Annotated in this window: 11 protein-coding genes and 2 tRNA genes; 12 read left to right on the forward strand and 1 reads right to left on the reverse strand. The window is 69.9% G+C overall.

Annotation, left to right across the window (positions count from 1 at the left end; genetic code table 11):
- Positions 1-10: 10 nt before the first annotated feature.
- The 5 genes from dnaA (at position 11) to ASF35_RS17585 (ending at position 5818) form a co-directional block, all read left to right on the forward strand.
- Positions 11-1519 carry a chromosomal replication initiator protein DnaA gene (dnaA, locus tag ASF35_RS02725; protein WP_055962446.1) on the forward strand — a complete coding sequence of 503 codons (1509 nt, stop codon included), beginning with the start codon at positions 11-13 and terminating at the stop codon, positions 1517-1519.
- A 440-nt stretch (positions 1520-1959) separates the two neighbouring features.
- A complete protein-coding gene (gene dnaN, locus ASF35_RS02730; RefSeq protein ID WP_055962449.1) occupies positions 1960-3102 on the forward strand; it encodes a DNA polymerase III subunit beta in 1143 nt (380 codons plus the stop codon).
- Between the two features lie 45 nt (positions 3103-3147).
- Complete coding sequence (gene gnd, locus ASF35_RS02735; RefSeq protein ID WP_055962451.1) at positions 3148-4068, forward strand: phosphogluconate dehydrogenase (NAD(+)-dependent, decarboxylating); 921 nt, start codon at positions 3148-3150, stop codon at positions 4066-4068.
- Between the two features lie 3 nt (positions 4069-4071).
- Positions 4072-5205, forward strand: coding sequence for a DNA replication/repair protein RecF (gene recF, locus ASF35_RS02740; RefSeq protein ID WP_055962455.1), 1134 nt, complete (start codon positions 4072-4074; stop codon positions 5203-5205).
- 1 nt (position 5206) lies between these two features.
- Complete coding sequence (locus ASF35_RS17585; RefSeq protein ID WP_082480387.1) at positions 5207-5818, forward strand: DUF721 domain-containing protein; 612 nt, start codon at positions 5207-5209, stop codon at positions 5816-5818.
- Positions 5819-5844: 26 nt separating this feature from the next.
- On the opposite strand, the gene ASF35_RS02750 is transcribed toward ASF35_RS17585, so the two are convergent.
- Positions 5845-6684, reverse strand: coding sequence for a phosphatase PAP2 family protein (locus ASF35_RS02750; protein WP_055962458.1), 840 nt, complete (start codon positions 6682-6684; stop codon positions 5845-5847).
- Positions 6685-6929: 245 nt separating this feature from the next.
- On the opposite strand from ASF35_RS02750, the gene gyrB reads away from it, so the two are divergent.
- From gyrB to ASF35_RS02785, 7 genes are all read left to right on the forward strand, one after another.
- Positions 6930-9014, forward strand: a complete 2085-nt coding sequence (gyrB, locus tag ASF35_RS02755) for a DNA topoisomerase (ATP-hydrolyzing) subunit B (RefSeq protein WP_369797002.1) — start codon at positions 6930-6932, stop codon at positions 9012-9014.
- 60 nt (positions 9015-9074) lie between these two features.
- Positions 9075-11690, forward strand: a complete 2616-nt coding sequence (gyrA, locus tag ASF35_RS02760) for a DNA gyrase subunit A (protein ID WP_055962462.1) — start codon at positions 9075-9077, stop codon at positions 11688-11690.
- On the forward strand, positions 11687-12706 hold the full coding sequence (locus ASF35_RS18420) for a DUF3566 domain-containing protein (RefSeq protein WP_235499093.1): 1020 nt from the start codon (positions 11687-11689) through the stop codon (positions 12704-12706). Before gyrA ends, ASF35_RS18420 begins: the two co-directional genes overlap by 4 nt.
- 142 nt (positions 12707-12848) lie before the next feature.
- Positions 12849-12926 (forward strand) — tRNA-Ile (locus ASF35_RS02770).
- A gap of 150 nt (positions 12927-13076) precedes the next feature.
- Positions 13077-13149 (forward strand) — tRNA-Ala (locus ASF35_RS02775).
- 118 nt (positions 13150-13267) lie between these two features.
- Positions 13268-14251: an ABC transporter ATP-binding protein gene (locus ASF35_RS02780; protein ID WP_055962465.1), complete on the forward strand. Its 984-nt coding sequence runs from the start codon at positions 13268-13270 to the stop codon at positions 14249-14251.
- Positions 14248-15045 (forward strand): ABC transporter permease, encoded by a 798-nt coding sequence (locus tag ASF35_RS02785; RefSeq protein WP_055962467.1) that lies wholly within the window; start codon positions 14248-14250, stop codon positions 15043-15045. The genes ASF35_RS02780 and ASF35_RS02785 overlap by 4 nt, the downstream gene beginning before the upstream one ends.
- The last annotated feature ends 9 nt before the right edge of the window (positions 15046-15054 follow it).

A 15054-nucleotide genomic window follows, 5' to 3' on the forward strand; every position in this document is an offset into this window, starting at 1 on the left:
GGAGAGATGCATGACCGAGGGCTCAGAGCCGAGCAATGAGGTCGGCGACCTCGCTGCCGCGTGGGAGCAGGCGGTGTCCACACTCTCGATGGGCGCCAAGGTCTGGGTCTACAACGCCGAGCCGATCAGCCGGCACCCCGGGATCTTCATCGTCGGCGTGCCCGACGACCTGAGCCGGGCGCAGCTGGAGTCGCGGGTGCGACCCGCCCTGGAGCACGCCCTCTCGGCAGAGCTCGGCGAGCAGGTCCGCCTCGTCGTCACGATCGAGCCGGCCCTGGGCGAGAAGTCGTCGGCTGCCACGGCACAGCCCGACGAGCAGCGACCTCCCGTCGAGAGAAGTCCACAAGACGACAAGTCGACATATCCACTGACGTTGGTCAACCAGGCCCCTGACGAGGACGTCGAGGAGATCGACGCCGACGAGTTCAAGCCCAGCTGGGCCCAGGAGCCCGACCCCCACCAGCGACGCACGAGCGTCCACGAGGCACGACTCAACGCGCGCTACCTCTTCGAGAACTTCGTCATCGGCTCGTCCAACCGCTTCGCCCACGCCGCCGCCGTCGCCGCGGCCGAGGCGCCCGGCAAGGCCTACAACCCGCTTGTCATCCACGGTGACTCCGGCCTCGGCAAGACCCACCTGCTGCACGCCATCGGTCACTACGTCCTGAACCTCTACCCCTCCTCGCGCGTGCGCTACGTCAACAGCGAGGAGTTCACCAACGACGTGATCAACGCGATCCGCGAGAACCGCACGTCGGCGCTGCGCCAGAAGTACCGCGAGATCGACGTCCTCCTGGTCGACGACATCCAGTTCCTGGAGAACAAGGAGTCGACGCAGACCGAGTTCTTCCACACGTTCAACGCGCTGCACAACGCCAACAAGCAGATCGTCATGACGTCGGACCGCCCGCCCAAGAACCTGCGCACGCTCGAGGAGCGGCTGCGCAACCGGTTCGAGTGGGGCCTGCAGACCGAGATGCTGCCGCCGGACCTCGAGACGCGGATCGCGATCCTGCGCAAGAAGGCGGCCATCGAGAAGCTCACCGCCCCGGCCGACGTGCTGGAGTTCATCGCCAGCAAGGTCCAGACGAACATCCGCGAGCTCGAGGGCGCCCTCATCCGCGCCACGGCCTTCGCCAACCTGCAGGGCACCACGGTCGACCTCCAGCTGGCGCAGATCGTGCTCAAGGACCTGGTCGCCGAAGGTGAGGAGCCCGAGATCACCTCGGGCGTGATCCTCGCCCAGACCGCGGCCTACTCGGAGTTCTCCATCGAGGAGCTGTGCGGCACGAATCGCAGCCGCGACCTCGTGCTCGCCCGTCAGATCGCGATGTACCTGTGCCGCGAGCTCACCGACATGTCACTGCCCAAGATCGGCGCCGACTTCGGCGGCCGCGACCACACCACCGTGATGCACGCCGATCGCAAGATCCGCAAGCTCATGGCCGAGAAGCACGCCGTCTACAACCAGGTCACGGAGCTGACGAACCGCATCAAGCAGCAGGCTCGCCAGAACTGACCTGGTCGCCCCTCCACGGCCGCCGCCCCCACGGGCGTCGGTCTCGTCGTGCTGCACCCGCATCGTTCATGCACACCTGGGGACGACTCTGTGGGAAAGTCTCGACTCGAGGTGGACACACACGACGTCCGTGTGAACGAGATGTGAACGGCGCCACGCGCTGCACAGGGCACCGGGGGCCGTCCACGGACCACGCACAGGCCTGTCCACCGGCTCGCAGGCGACCTGACCTGCACGAACGGCAGTTGTCCACCGAATCCACACCGGCTACGACGACGACGAGAGAGTTACATGTCCGGATGCTCCGCAAGAGTGTCCTGCGGGGTGGGATGTGGACGACCGACCCGACGGCCGAACCCGTGCTCTCCCGACCTACCTGTCCCACCGCGTCCGTGGCAGGATGCAGTCCTAGTCTCTTCATGCCCGAAAGGCCTCGATCCTTGAGATTCCGCATCGATCGCGACACGTTCGCCGACGCCGTGGCGTGGACCGCGCGCAGCCTGCCCACCCGGCCGAGCGTGCCGGTCCTCGCCGGCCTGCTCGTGGAGACGTCCGGCGACGGCCTCACGCTGTCGGGCTTCGACTACGAGACCTCCACGCGAGCGACCCTGCCCGCCGAGGTCGCCGACGACGGGCGTGCGCTGGTCTCGGGGCGTCTGCTCGCCGAGATCGTGAAGTCGCTGCCGGCCAAGCCGATCGACGTCAGCCTCGACGGCACCAAGGTCCAGGTCTCCTGCGGCAGTGCCCGGTTCAGCCTGTCGACGATGCCGGTCGAGGAGTACCCGCAGCTGCCCCAGATGCCCAGCTCGTCCGGGACGATCAAGGCCGACGAGTTCGCCACCGCGGTCGCTCAGGCCAGTGCGGCGGCCGGCCGCGACGAGATGCTGCCGCTGCTGACCGGCGTTCGGCTCGAGATCGACGGCTCCACCATCTCGCTGATGGCGACCGACCGGTTCCGCGCAAGCCTGCGCGAGATGCAGTGGTTCCCCGAGGCGGGCGACGCCTCCGGCCACGCCCTGGTGCCGGCCCGCGTGCTCGGCGAGACCGCGCGGTCACTGGTGTCGGGCTCCGACATCACGATCGCGATCTCCTCGGGCGAGGCCGGCGACGGCCTCATCGGCTTCGAGGGCACCGTGGGCAACGGCACCCGCCGCACCACCACCCGCCTGCTCGAGGGTGACTTCCCGCGGGTGCGCCAGCTCTTCCAGGCGCAGGCCGAGACGGTCGCGTACGTACGCACGTCCGACCTGGTCGACGCCGTCAAGCGCGTGTCGCTGGTCGCCGAGCGCAACACCCCGGTCCGGCTCACCTTCTCCGAGGGCCAGGTGCTCCTCGAGGCAGGCAGCGGCGACGAGGCGCAGGCGTCGGAGTCGATCGAGGCCACCATCGACGGTGCCGACATCTCGATCGGGTTCAACCCCGGCTACCTGCTCGAGGGGCTCGGCGTCATGTCGGAGCCGGTCGTGCACCTCGCGTTCACCCAGCACACCAAGCCCGCCGCCATCTCGGGCGTCCGCGAGATCGGCGACTCACCCGACGGCGCCTTCCGCTACCTGATCATGCCGGTGCGTCTGCAGGGCTGACCTGCGCCACCACCTCGCACACCACGACTCCTGGGAGGGAGATCCATGCACCTCGGACTCGTCGGACTCGGCAAGATGGGCGGCAACATGCGGTCCCGGCTGCGCGACGGTGGTGTCACCGTCACGGGCTACGACCGCAACCCCGACGTCACCGACGTCGACTCGCTGGAGGCGCTCGTCGCCGAGCTCCCCTCGCCCAAGGTCGTCTGGGTGATGGTGCCCTCGGGCGAGATCACCCGCGCCACGGTCGAGGAGCTCATCGGGCTGCTCGGCGAGGGCGACGTCATCGTCGACGGCGGCAACTCCCGCTGGACCGACGACGAGAAGCACGCGGCCCTGGCCGCCGAGAAGGGCATCGGCTACGTCGACTGCGGCGTGAGCGGCGGCGTGTGGGGTCTGGAGAACGGCTACGCGCTCATGGCCGGTGGCGACGCGCACGACATCGCGAAGGTGCAGCCCGCGTTCGACGTGCTCAAGCCCGAGGGTGAGTCCGGCTTCGTCCACGCGGGAAGTGTCGGCGCGGGGCACTTCTCCAAGATGGTCCACAACGGCATCGAGTACGCCATGATGCAGGCCTACGCCGAGGGCTTCGAGCTGCTCGAGAAGGCCGAGCTGGTCGACAACGTCACCGACGTCTTCGACTCGTGGCGCGTGGGCACCGTGGTCCGTTCGTGGCTGCTCGACCTCCTGGTCAAGGCCCTGCAGGACGACCCCGGCCTGTCGAAGATCCGCGGCTACGCCGAGGACTCCGGTGAGGGACGGTGGACCGTCGAGGCGGCCATCGACCACGCGGTGCCGGCACCCACGATCGCGGCGTCGCTGTTCGCGCGGTTCGTGTCGCGCCAGGACGAGTCGCCGGCCATGCAGGCCGTCGCGGCCATGCGTCAGCAGTTCGGTGGTCACGCCGTGCAGGCTGCGTCCGAGGCCGGTCACGACCCGGCCGACATGGACGCACGCCCCTCCTGACGCATGCACGTCGCCCGTCTCTCGCTGCACGACTTCCGGTCCTACCCCGAGGTCGAGATCGTTCTGGAGCCGGGACCCACCGCGTTCATCGGGGCGAACGGCCAGGGCAAGACCAACCTCGTCGAGGCCGTGGACTACCTCTCGCGGCTCGACTCGCACCGGGTCTCGTCGGACACGCCCCTGGTGCGGGCCGGCACGGACCGCGCCGTGGTCCGGGCCGAGGTCGTGCGGGGTGATCGGACCGCGCTGCTGGAGCTGGAGATCACGCCGGGTCGGGCCAACCGGGCCCGGGTCAACCGCGCCGCACTGCCGCGCACCCGCGACCTGGTCGGCGTGCTTCGCACGGTGACCTTCTCCCCCGAGGACCTGGCGCTCGTCAAGGGCGACCCGTCGGACCGGCGCCGGTTCCTCGACGGACTGCTCGTGCTGCGCACCCCGCGGCTCGCCGGCGTGAAGGCCGACTACGAGCGGGTCCTGCGTCAGCGCAACGCGCTGCTGAAGTCCGCCCGCAGTGGACGGTTCTCGAATCGACAAGTCGACATGTCGACTCTCGATATCTGGGACGACAAGCTGGCGACCCTGGGTGGTGAGCTGGTGGCCGCGCGCATCGCGCTGCTGCACGACCTGGCACCGTTCCTCGTCGACTCGTACCGGACGGTGGCCACCGAGGCGGCGGCCGACCGGCGGGACGTCACCGCCCTCTACCGTGCGTCGACCCCGGCCGACGACGAGTCGCCCGCCGGGGTCCGGGAGGCGTTGCTCGCCGGCATCGAGGAGCGTCGACGCGACGAGCTCGACCGAGCGGTCACGCTCGTCGGTCCGCACCGCGACGAGGTGGAGCTGGCCATCGGCACCCTGCCCGCCAAGGGCTACGCCAGCCATGGCGAGTCGTGGTCGCTCGCGCTCGCGCTGCGACTCGCGTCGTTCACGCTCCTGCGCGACGACGACGGCGACGACCCCGTGCTGATCCTCGACGACGTCTTCGCCGAGCTCGACCAGGGTCGGCGCGAGCAGCTCGCCGAGCTGGTCGGCGACGCCGAGCAGGTGCTCGTGACCGCGGCCGTGGCCGAGGACGTTCCCAAGGCGCTCGCCGGGCAGCGGTTCGACGTCCACGGCGGACAGGTCACCGGAGCATGACGTGAGCGGTCCGGACGACGACGCCCCCGGTGACGACACCTCCGGCGAGGACGCACCCGACAGGGCCACCCCAGGCTCGGACGGTCCTGCTGACCACGCCCCCACGGACCCGCCCGATCGGCCGGACACCGGGGCGGTCGAGCCGGACCCGCTCAGCCTGGCGCGCGAGATCGCCGACTCCTACCGCGGCACGGGCGCACCGGTTCGACCACGGCGGCGTCGGGTCCACGGCTCCACCCCGGCTCGGCGCAAGGGTCGCGAGGACCCGTCGTCGGTGGCCGACGCCCTGGGCGACCTGGTGCGCCAGCAGGGCTGGGACGGACGTCTCTCGGCTCAACGCGTCTTCACCGACTGGGCCTCGATCGTCGGTCCGGAGATCGCCACGCACTCGGCCGTCGACGGGTACGCCGATGGCATCGTGCACGTGAAGACGGACTCCACGGCTTGGGCCACCCAGCTGCGTCTGCTCGCCCCGCGCCTCGTGGCACGCCTGAACGAGGAGCTCGGCGACGGCTCGGTCCTGCGCATCGAGGTGCGCGGTCCCCAGGCCCCGTCGTGGAAGCGTGGCCTCCGCTCGGTCAAGGGTCGCGGCCCGCGCGACACCTACGGGTGAGGTCACCGACCTCCGCTGGCCAGCCCCTACGACGTCGGCGTGACCCGGTTGGCCGCGGCGACGCCGAGGCCGAGGGCCACACCCAGGGCTCCGAGCACGAGCGCGGCGTCGGTGAAGCCGTCCCACCCGTACGACGGGCGCACACCGATGGCGACGAGTGCGACGATCGCACCGATCGATCCGACGAGGGCGAGCAGCCAGGTGCCGGGGACCCGTTCGTGGTCGCTGCCCAGCAGCACGGAGACGGCGGCCGTCCACGCGGTGGTGACCAGCACGGCGCCCACGACGTCGGACGGACGGTGCCAGCCGGCGACCACGGTCGAGGCTCCGGTCAGGGCGACGGCGAACGCGCCGACGGGGACCACGAGCGGGCGCATCCACCGCGGGGAGACCAGGCACAGCGCTCCGACGCCCGAGGCGATGACGGTGGTGTGGCCGCTCGGGAAGCTGTTGGACGCCACGACGCCGTCGACGAGGTCGGCACGCTGGAGCAGCACGTGCTTGAGCACCTGCGTCGTGACGTTCGCCCCGGCGATGATCGTCAGGGCCCCCACCGCCAGGGGAACCCGTCCACGCGACAGCGCCAGCGCAACGCAGACGATCGACACGATCCCGATGGCACCGATCGAGACGTAGCCGAGCACGCTCAGCACCTGCAGCTGGGTCTCGCGCCCGGCGACCACGGTGTTCATGGCGCGCTCGTCGAGGCGCTGGCCGAGCGGCGTCAGCAGGACGAACCAGACGAGGACGCCCCCGAGGGCCACGGCGGCGACCGCCGTGAGAGCGGCCGGACCCCGCACCGCGGAGCCGCGGACCGGACGCTGCGGCGTCGGTACCGTGGTCGGGTCGGGTTCGGTGAGCGCCATGGCTCAACGATGACGCATGGCTGCAACCTCCGTCGAACGACGCCAGAGTGGCCGCAGACGCTCGAACAGGACCGGCGGGCGATCGGGCCATGGGTGACCACCCTGCGCGAGGCTCCCAGGCATGCTCTGTGGCCTCCCAGTGGCATCTGAGCGGGAAAAGTCCGCGGCTGACACTGGGGACAGTGCGCTGGGAGCCACAGAATCGCCCGTATACTGATTCGGTGACCACAACTCCAGACGACGCCGTGACTCCCGAGAACTCAGCGCCGACGAACGAGGACATCGTGACCGATGGCACCGTGACGGACGAGGGTGGAGCTGCTGACGGCGGAACCGCCCTGCAGCGCGGCGGCCCGGTGGCCGGCTCCTACGACGCCAGCAACATCCAGGTGCTCGAGGGCCTCGAGGCGGTCCGCAAGCGCCCCGGCATGTACATCGGCTCCACCGGTGAGCGCGGCCTGCACCACCTGGTCTACGAGGTCGTCGACAACTCCGTCGACGAGGCCCTGGCCGGTCACGCCTCCCACATCGAGGTCACGCTGCAGGCCGACGGCGGCGTCAAGGTCGTCGACGACGGTCGTGGCATCCCGGTCGACATCCACCCCACCGAGGGCATCCCCGCCGTCACGCTCGTGCTCACGTCGCTGCACGCCGGCGGCAAGTTCGGCGGCGGCGGCTACAAGGTGTCCGGCGGTCTGCACGGTGTCGGCATCTCCGTGGTCAACGCGCTGAGCACGACCATGCACACGGTGGTCAAGCGCGACGGCTTCGTCTGGCGGCAGACGTTCGACAACGGCGTGCCCACGGCCGAGCTCGAGAAGGGCGAGGCCACCGACGAGACGGGCACGGCGCAGACCTTCTACGCGAACGCCGAGATCTTCGACTCCGTCGAGTACAGCTTCGACACCCTCAAGACGCGGTTCCGCGAGATGGCCTTCCTCAACAAGGGCCTCGAGATCCGGCTGCGCGACGACCGCGACGCAGCCGTCGAGGCCGCCGCCGACGACTCGGTCGTCGACGAGATCGAGCGCGAGGTGCAGTTCCGCTACGACCGCGGACTCGTCGACTACGTCGAGCACATCAACGTCGGCAGCAAGTCGCCGATCCATCGCGAGGTCATCTCCATCGAGGCCGAGGACGAGGCCAAGGGCCTGTCGCTGGAGATCGCGATGCAGTGGAACGACTCCTTCACCGAGTCGGTGCACACCTTCGCCAACACGATCAACACCCACGAGGGCGGCACGCACGAGGAGGGGTTCCGGGCAGCGCTGACCACCACGGTCAACAAGTTCGCCACCGCGCAGGGCCTCATCAAGAAGGCCAGCGACAACCTCTCGGGCGAGGACATCCGCGAGGGCCTCACCGCGATCGTCTCCATCAAGCTGGAGGAGCCGCAGTTCGAGGGCCAGACCAAGACCAAGCTGGGCAACAGCGAGGCCCGCTCCTACGTGCAGTCGGTCGTCAACGACTACATCGGCGCCTGGTTCGAGCAGAACCCCGCCGAGGGCAAGGTCATCGTGCGCAAGTCGATCGACGCCGCCACGGCACGTCTCGCCGCGCGCAAGGCGCGCGACCTCGCCCGCAACCGCAAGGGCCTCATGGGCGGCGGTGGTCTGCCGGGCAAGCTGGCCGACTGCCAGTCGCGCAACCCCGAGGAGTGCGAGATCTTCATCGTCGAGGGCAACTCGGCCGGCGGTTCGGCCAAGGGTGGTCGCGACCCGTACGCGCAGGCGATCCTCCCGCTGCGCGGCAAGATCCTCAACGTCGAGAAGGCCCGGATCGACAAGATCCTGCAGAACGCCGAGGTCCAGGCGATCATCAGCGCGCTCGGCACCGGCGTCCACGACGACTTCGACATGGCCAAGCTGAGGTACCACAAGATCGTGCTGATGGCCGACGCCGACGTCGACGGCCAGCACATCTCCACCCTGCTGCTCACGCTGCTGTTCCGGTTCATGAAGCCGCTCATCGACGGCGGCCACGTGTACCTGGCACAGCCGCCGCTGTACAGGATCAAGTGGACGAACTCGCCCCACGAGCTGGCCTACACCGACAGCGAGCGAGACGGTCTGCTCGCGGCCGGCGCCGAGGCGGGCAAGCGTCTGCCCAAGGAGGCCCCGGTGCAGCGCTACAAGGGTCTGGGCGAGATGAACGACTCCGAGCTGTGGGACACCACGATGGACCCGGCGCAGCGCGTGCTGCGCCAGGTGACGCTCGAGGACGGTGCCATGGCCGACGAGATGTTCACGATCCTCATGGGCGAGGACGTGGAGCAGCGTCGTTCCTTCATCCAGCGCAACGCCAAGGACGTCCGCTTCCTCGACATCTAGGCCGGCCGCCAGCGTGGCCCCAGCCCCTCACCGTGACCTCTCCGAAATGAGCACCGACCGATGACGCAGACCCCTCCCGAGCACGACCGCACCGAGCCCGTCGAGCTGCAGGTCGAGATGCAGCGCTCCTACATCGACTACGCCATGAGCGTGATCGTGTCGCGCGCGCTTCCCGACGTGCGCGACGGCCTCAAGCCCGTGCACCGTCGCGTGCTCTACGCGATGTACGACGGCGGCTACCGCCCCGACCGTGGGTTCTCCAAGTGCTCGCGCATCGTCGGTGACGTGATGGGTCAGTACCACCCGCACGGCGACACGGCGATCTACGACACCCTCGTGCGCCTCGCGCAGCACTGGGTCATGCGTGCGCCGATGATCTCGGGCCAGGGCAACTTCGGCTCGCCGGGCAACGACGGCGCCGCGGCCATGCGGTACACCGAGTGCAAGCTCGCGCCCATCGCCATGGAGATGGTGCGCGACATCGACAAGAACACCGTCGACTTCCGGCCCAACTACGACGGCCGCTCCCAGGAGCCCACGGTCCTGCCGGCCCGGTTCCCGAACCTGCTCGTCAACGGCTCGGCCGGCATCGCCGTCGGCATGGCCACCAACATCCCGCCGCACAACCTGCGCGAGGTCGCCGACGGCGCCCAGTGGGCGCTGGCCCACCCCGACGCCGGTCGCGAGGAGCTCCTCGAGGCGCTCATGGAGCGGATCAAGGGTCCGGACTTCCCCACCCACGGCCTCATCGTCGGCACCCAGGGCATCGACACGATGTACCGCACGGGTCGCGGATCGATCACGATGCGCGGAATCGTCGACATCGAGGAGGACGTCAAGGGCGGCCTGAGCCTGGTCATCAAGGAGCTGCCGTACCAGGTCAACCCCGACAACCTCGCCGAGAAGATCGCCGACCTCGCCCTCACCGGCCGGGTGCAGGGCATCGCCGACGTCAACGACGAGTCGTCCTCGCGCGTCGGCCGTCGCCTGGTGGTCAAGCTCCGCCGCGACGCGGTCGCCCGCGTGGTGCTCAACAACCTCTACAAGCACACCGAGCTGCAGTCGAACTTCAGCGCCAACATGCTGGCGATCGTCGACGACGTGCCCCGCACGCTCACCCTCGACGGCTTCATCACGCACTGGATCAGCCACCAGATCGAGGTCATCCAGCGACGCACCCAGTACCTGCTCGACGACGCCGAGGCGCGCGCCCACATCCTGCGCGGCCTGGTCAAGGCGCTCGACGCACTCGACGACGTCATCGCGCTCATCCGTCGCAGCCCCACCGTCGAGGAGGCCCGCGACGGCCTGATCGGGCTGCTCGACATCGACGAGCTGCAGGCCCGCGCCATCCTCGAGATGCAGCTGCGGCGCCTGGCGGCCCTCGAGCGGCAGAAGATCATCGACGACCTCGCCGCGCTCGAGCGCGAGATCGCCGACTACAAGGACATCCTCGCCAAGCCGGAGCGCCAGCGGACCATCGTGTCCGAGGAGCTGGCCGAGATCGCCGACAAGTACGGCGACGACCGCCGGTCGCCCATCGTGGCCGCAGACGGCGACCTCTCGATGGAGGACCTCATCCCCGACGAGGACGTCGTCGTCACGATCACGCGCGGCGGCTACGCCAAGCGCACCCGCACCGACCTGTACCGGGTGCAGGGTCGCGGCGGCAAGGGCGTGCGCGGGGCCCAGCTGCGCGACGGCGACTTCGTCGAGCACCTGTTCCCGACCACGGCGCACCACTGGATCCTGTTCTTCACCACGGCGGGCCGCGTGTACCGCACCAAGGCCTACCAGCTGCCCGAGGCCGGACGTGACGCCAAGGGCGGGCACGTGGCCGGCCTGCTGAGCTTCCAGCCCGACGAGGAGATCGCGCAGGTGCTGGCCATTCGCGACTACGAGCAGGCGCCGTACCTGGTGCTCGCGACGCGCAAGGGCCTGGTCAAGAAGACCCGCCTGGCCGACTACAACAGCCCGCGCCAGGCCGGCGTCATCGCGATCAACTTCCGCGACGACGACGACGCGCTCATCGGTGCCGACGTGGCCGGCCCCGACGACGACCTGCTGCTGATCAGCAAGAAGGCCCAGGCCATCCGCTTCCGGGCCGACGACGACCAGCTGCGCCCCATGGGTCGCGCCACGTCGGGCGTCACGGGCATGAAGTTCCGCGGCGACGACGCTCTGCTGTCGATGACGGTCATCCGTCACGAGCACGCCGACGTCGCCGTCGAGGACGTGCCCGAGGAGGACCGGCTCTACGTCTTCACCGTCACCGACGGTGGCTACGCCAAGAAGACGTCGATCGACGAGTACCGCCTGCAGGGCCGCGGCGGCCTGGGCATCAAGGCCATGCAGATCACCGAGAACCGCGGTGAGCTGGTCGGTGGCCTCGTGCTCAAGGACACCGACGACGTCATCTCGGTGACGGCCAGCGGCCAGGTCACGCGCAGCCAGGTGGCGGGGGTCCCGGCCAAGGGTCGCGGCACGATGGGCGTCACGTTCGTGAAGTTCAAGGGCTCCGACCGGGTGGTCACGATCGCCCGCAACACCGATCTGAGCGGCGCGGCGGAGCCCGACGCAGATGCCGAGGCGGCTGCTCCCGGTACGGTGGAATCCGTGACGCCCGAGGCCGACGCCGCCGGGCCCGACACGACCGACGAGGGGCAGGACGAGTGAGCGATCCGCAGAAGCCTGAGGACCGGGCTCCGCGCCCGGGCGCCGGCGACGCCGCGCGCACCCAGCAGATCCCCCGGCTCGGTCGCGACGGCAAGCCCGTCCGGTCGCAGAAGACCGTGGCCGACGCGCTGAGAGAGGCGCGTCAGTCCCCGGAGGAGCCGGCCAAGAACGAGTCCAACGGCACGGCCCGTCGACCGGCGGGTCCGGCACGCCCGGCCGCGAGCGGTCGGCCGTCGTCGTCCTCGAGCTCGTCGGAGAGCAGCGCCACGAAGCCCGCACCGAGGACGCCCGCGGCGAAGCCGACCGAGAAGCCCACGGACAAGACCGCGCCGCGCGAAAAGGCCGCACCCGGCGCACCGCGATCGAGTGCTGCGTCGGCGGCCACGAAGCGCGCCGAGGCCAAGAAGGCCGCCGAGGCCAAGAAGACCTCGCAGTCGCCGAGGACCCCGGAGTCCACGCCGGCGAAGTCTCCTGCTTCGGACTCGTCCACCACGACGTCGTCCAGCTCGTCCCGTTCATCGACGCCGACGGCGGGCGACTACGCCCGCACCACGCGCCAGAGCCCGGACTCCACCGCCGTCATCCCGGCGGTCAAGGACGATGCTCCCGCAGCGACCAGCCCTGCTCCGGCCGCCTCCGCCGCGTCCACGTCGGGTCGCCAGGCCCGTCTTCGGCTCACGCACGTCGAGCCGTGGTCGGTCACCCGTCTGGCCTTCGTCGTGTCGGTCGCGCTGATGATCGTCTCGGTCGTCGCGGTCACGATCTTCTGGGTCGTGCTCGACCTCACGGGCATCTGGGACCAGCTGAACGGCACGGTCACCAACGTGCTGTCCGACAGCGAGGGCAGCTTCGACCTCACCGACTACCTGGGACTCGGCCGACTCGTGGGCCTGACGCTGGTGTTCAGCGCCATCAACGTGGTCCTCATGACGGCGATCGCCACGGTCGCCGCCCACCTGTACAATCTCGCCGCCCAGCTCCTCGGCGGCATCGAGGTCACCTTCACCGACAGCTGATCTGGCTGTCGCCCCCGTCGGTGGATCGTCAACCTCAGCCACGCGTCTGCGGGTGACGATCCACCGATGGCGGGGAACGACCGTGCCGCATGACCCGATTGGTCCGGCACGAGGACGGTGGGGTAGAGTTCATCGCTGTTGCGGGCCCATAGCTCAGCTCGGTTAGAGCGCTTCCCTGATAAGGAAGAGGTCGCTGGTTCAAGTCCAGCTGGGCCCACCACCGGACGCACGAGGAGGACACGATGAAGAAGCTTCTCGCCCTCGTCCTCGCGGCGCTCGGGGTGCTGTGGGTCCGGTCCCGTCGTGACGACGGAGTCGCGACCACGCGCACCACCTGGGAGCAGGCGACCGACCCGGTCTGATCCTCTGAGGGGCTGTGGCGCAATTGGTAGCGCACCTGCTTTGCAAGCAGGGGGTTAGGGGTTCGAGTCCCCTCAGCTCCACCCTGGTCACCATGCATCGCTGCGGAGGTGGACCGCCCCACCACCCCTGACATCCGTCACGGTCAGGTCGTGACGTGCGGACGGGGCACGGCGGTCGGCGCCGGACGATGCTCGGAGCATGAACCAGACCAGCACCGTCTCCCAGCAGGGGACGACCGGGCACGACGCCCGGCTCGACGCGGTCCGCCTCGAGCAGGTGCGCCGCTCGTTCGGCGACGTCGAGGCCGTCCGCGGCATCGACCTGACCGTCCGGCCCGGCGAGGTCGTCGCCTTCCTCGGCCCGAACGGGGCCGGCAAGACCACCACGATCGACATGATCCTCGGCCTCAGCAGGCCCACGTCCGGCTCGGTCCAGGTCCTGGGCCGGGACCCGCGCGACGCCGTCGCCAACGGGCTGGTGGCCGCCGTCATGCAGAGCGGTGGGCTGCTGAAGGACCTCACCGTCGTCGAGACCGTCCGGTACGTGAAGAGCCTCTTCACTCACACCCGTCCGGTCGACGACGTGCTCGAGCGAGCCGGGATCACCGATCTCGCCGACCGCACGGTCGGCCTCTGCTCCGGAGGTGAGCAGCAGCGCCTGCGGTTCGCGCTGGCGCTCCTGAGCGACCCCGAGCTGCTGCTGCTCGACGAGCCGACCACCGGCATGGACGTGGAGGGCCGCCGCGCGTTCTGGAGCGCGATCCGTGACGACGCCCGCCAGGGCCGGACCGTCATGTTCGCCACGCACTACCTCGAGGAGGCCGACGCCTACGCCGACCGGATCGTGCTCGTGAGCCGCGGCCGGATCGTCGCCGACGGCACCGCAGCACAGATCAAGGCACGGGCAGCCGGCCGCACCGTGCGCGCCACCTGCCCCGGTCTCGACGACGCCGCGGTCGCGCAGATCGCCGCGCTCGCCGGCGTGGAGGGCGTCGACGTACGCGGCGAGACGCTGATGGTCCACGGGACGGACACCGACGCCGTGGCGCGACACCTGCTCACCCGCACCGACGCGCACGACCTCGAGATCGTCGCGCGCGGCCTGGAGGACGCGTTCGTCGCCCTCACCGCCGATCCCACGGGCGAGCCCCTCGCCACCTCGTCCGACAGGAGCCTCGCATGAGCACCCTCAGCACCGCCCCGACGACCACGACCGACAGCGAGCGCCGCGTCCCACGCCTCGGCGGCTTCAACGGGACCCTCTTCGGTCTCGAGCTGCGCAGGATGCTGCGCAACAAGCGCACCCTCTTCTTCACGCTGCTGTTCCCACCGGCCCTGCTCTTCGCCTTCGGCAGCGGCAGCGACATGAACGAGAGCGTGGGCCACGGCAACGTCTCGGCGTACGTGATGGTCTCGATGGCGCTGTACGGAGCGGCCATCACGACGGCCGTGGCCGGCTCGTCGGTCGCCCTCGAGCGCGCGGTGGGCTGGTCGCGCCAGCTGCGCCTGACCCCGCTGCACCCCATGGCCTACATCGCCACGAAGGCGCTCTGCGCGCTCGCGCTGGGTGCGCTCGCGGTCGGCGCGGTCAACGTGGCCGGCATCGCCCAGGGCAACGCCGACATGCCGGTCGTCCGATGGGTGGCCTGCGCGGTCCTCGCCCTGCTGTGCTCGTCGGTGTTCGCCGCACTGGGGTTGTTCGTCGGATACGTGGTCCCGGGCGAGAACGCGATGCAGGTCCTCGGCCCCGGCCTGGCCGTGCTGGCCTTCCTCGGCAACGTCTTCATCCCGATCTCCGAGGGGTCCGTCATGTGGCACGTGGCGTCCCTGACCCCGATGTTCGGGGTGGCCGAGATCAGCCGTGCCCCGCTGACCGGTGAGCTGCCCTGGTACGCCGTCGTCAACGCCCTCGTCTGGGTCAGCGTCTTCGTCGCCGGCGCGGCGTGGCGCATGAGCAAGGACACGGGACGCGTGTGAGTCGTACGC

The sequence above is a fragment of the Aeromicrobium sp. Leaf291 genome, assembly GCF_001423365.1.
Taxonomy (GTDB): Bacteria; Actinomycetota; Actinomycetes; order Propionibacteriales; family Nocardioidaceae; genus Aeromicrobium.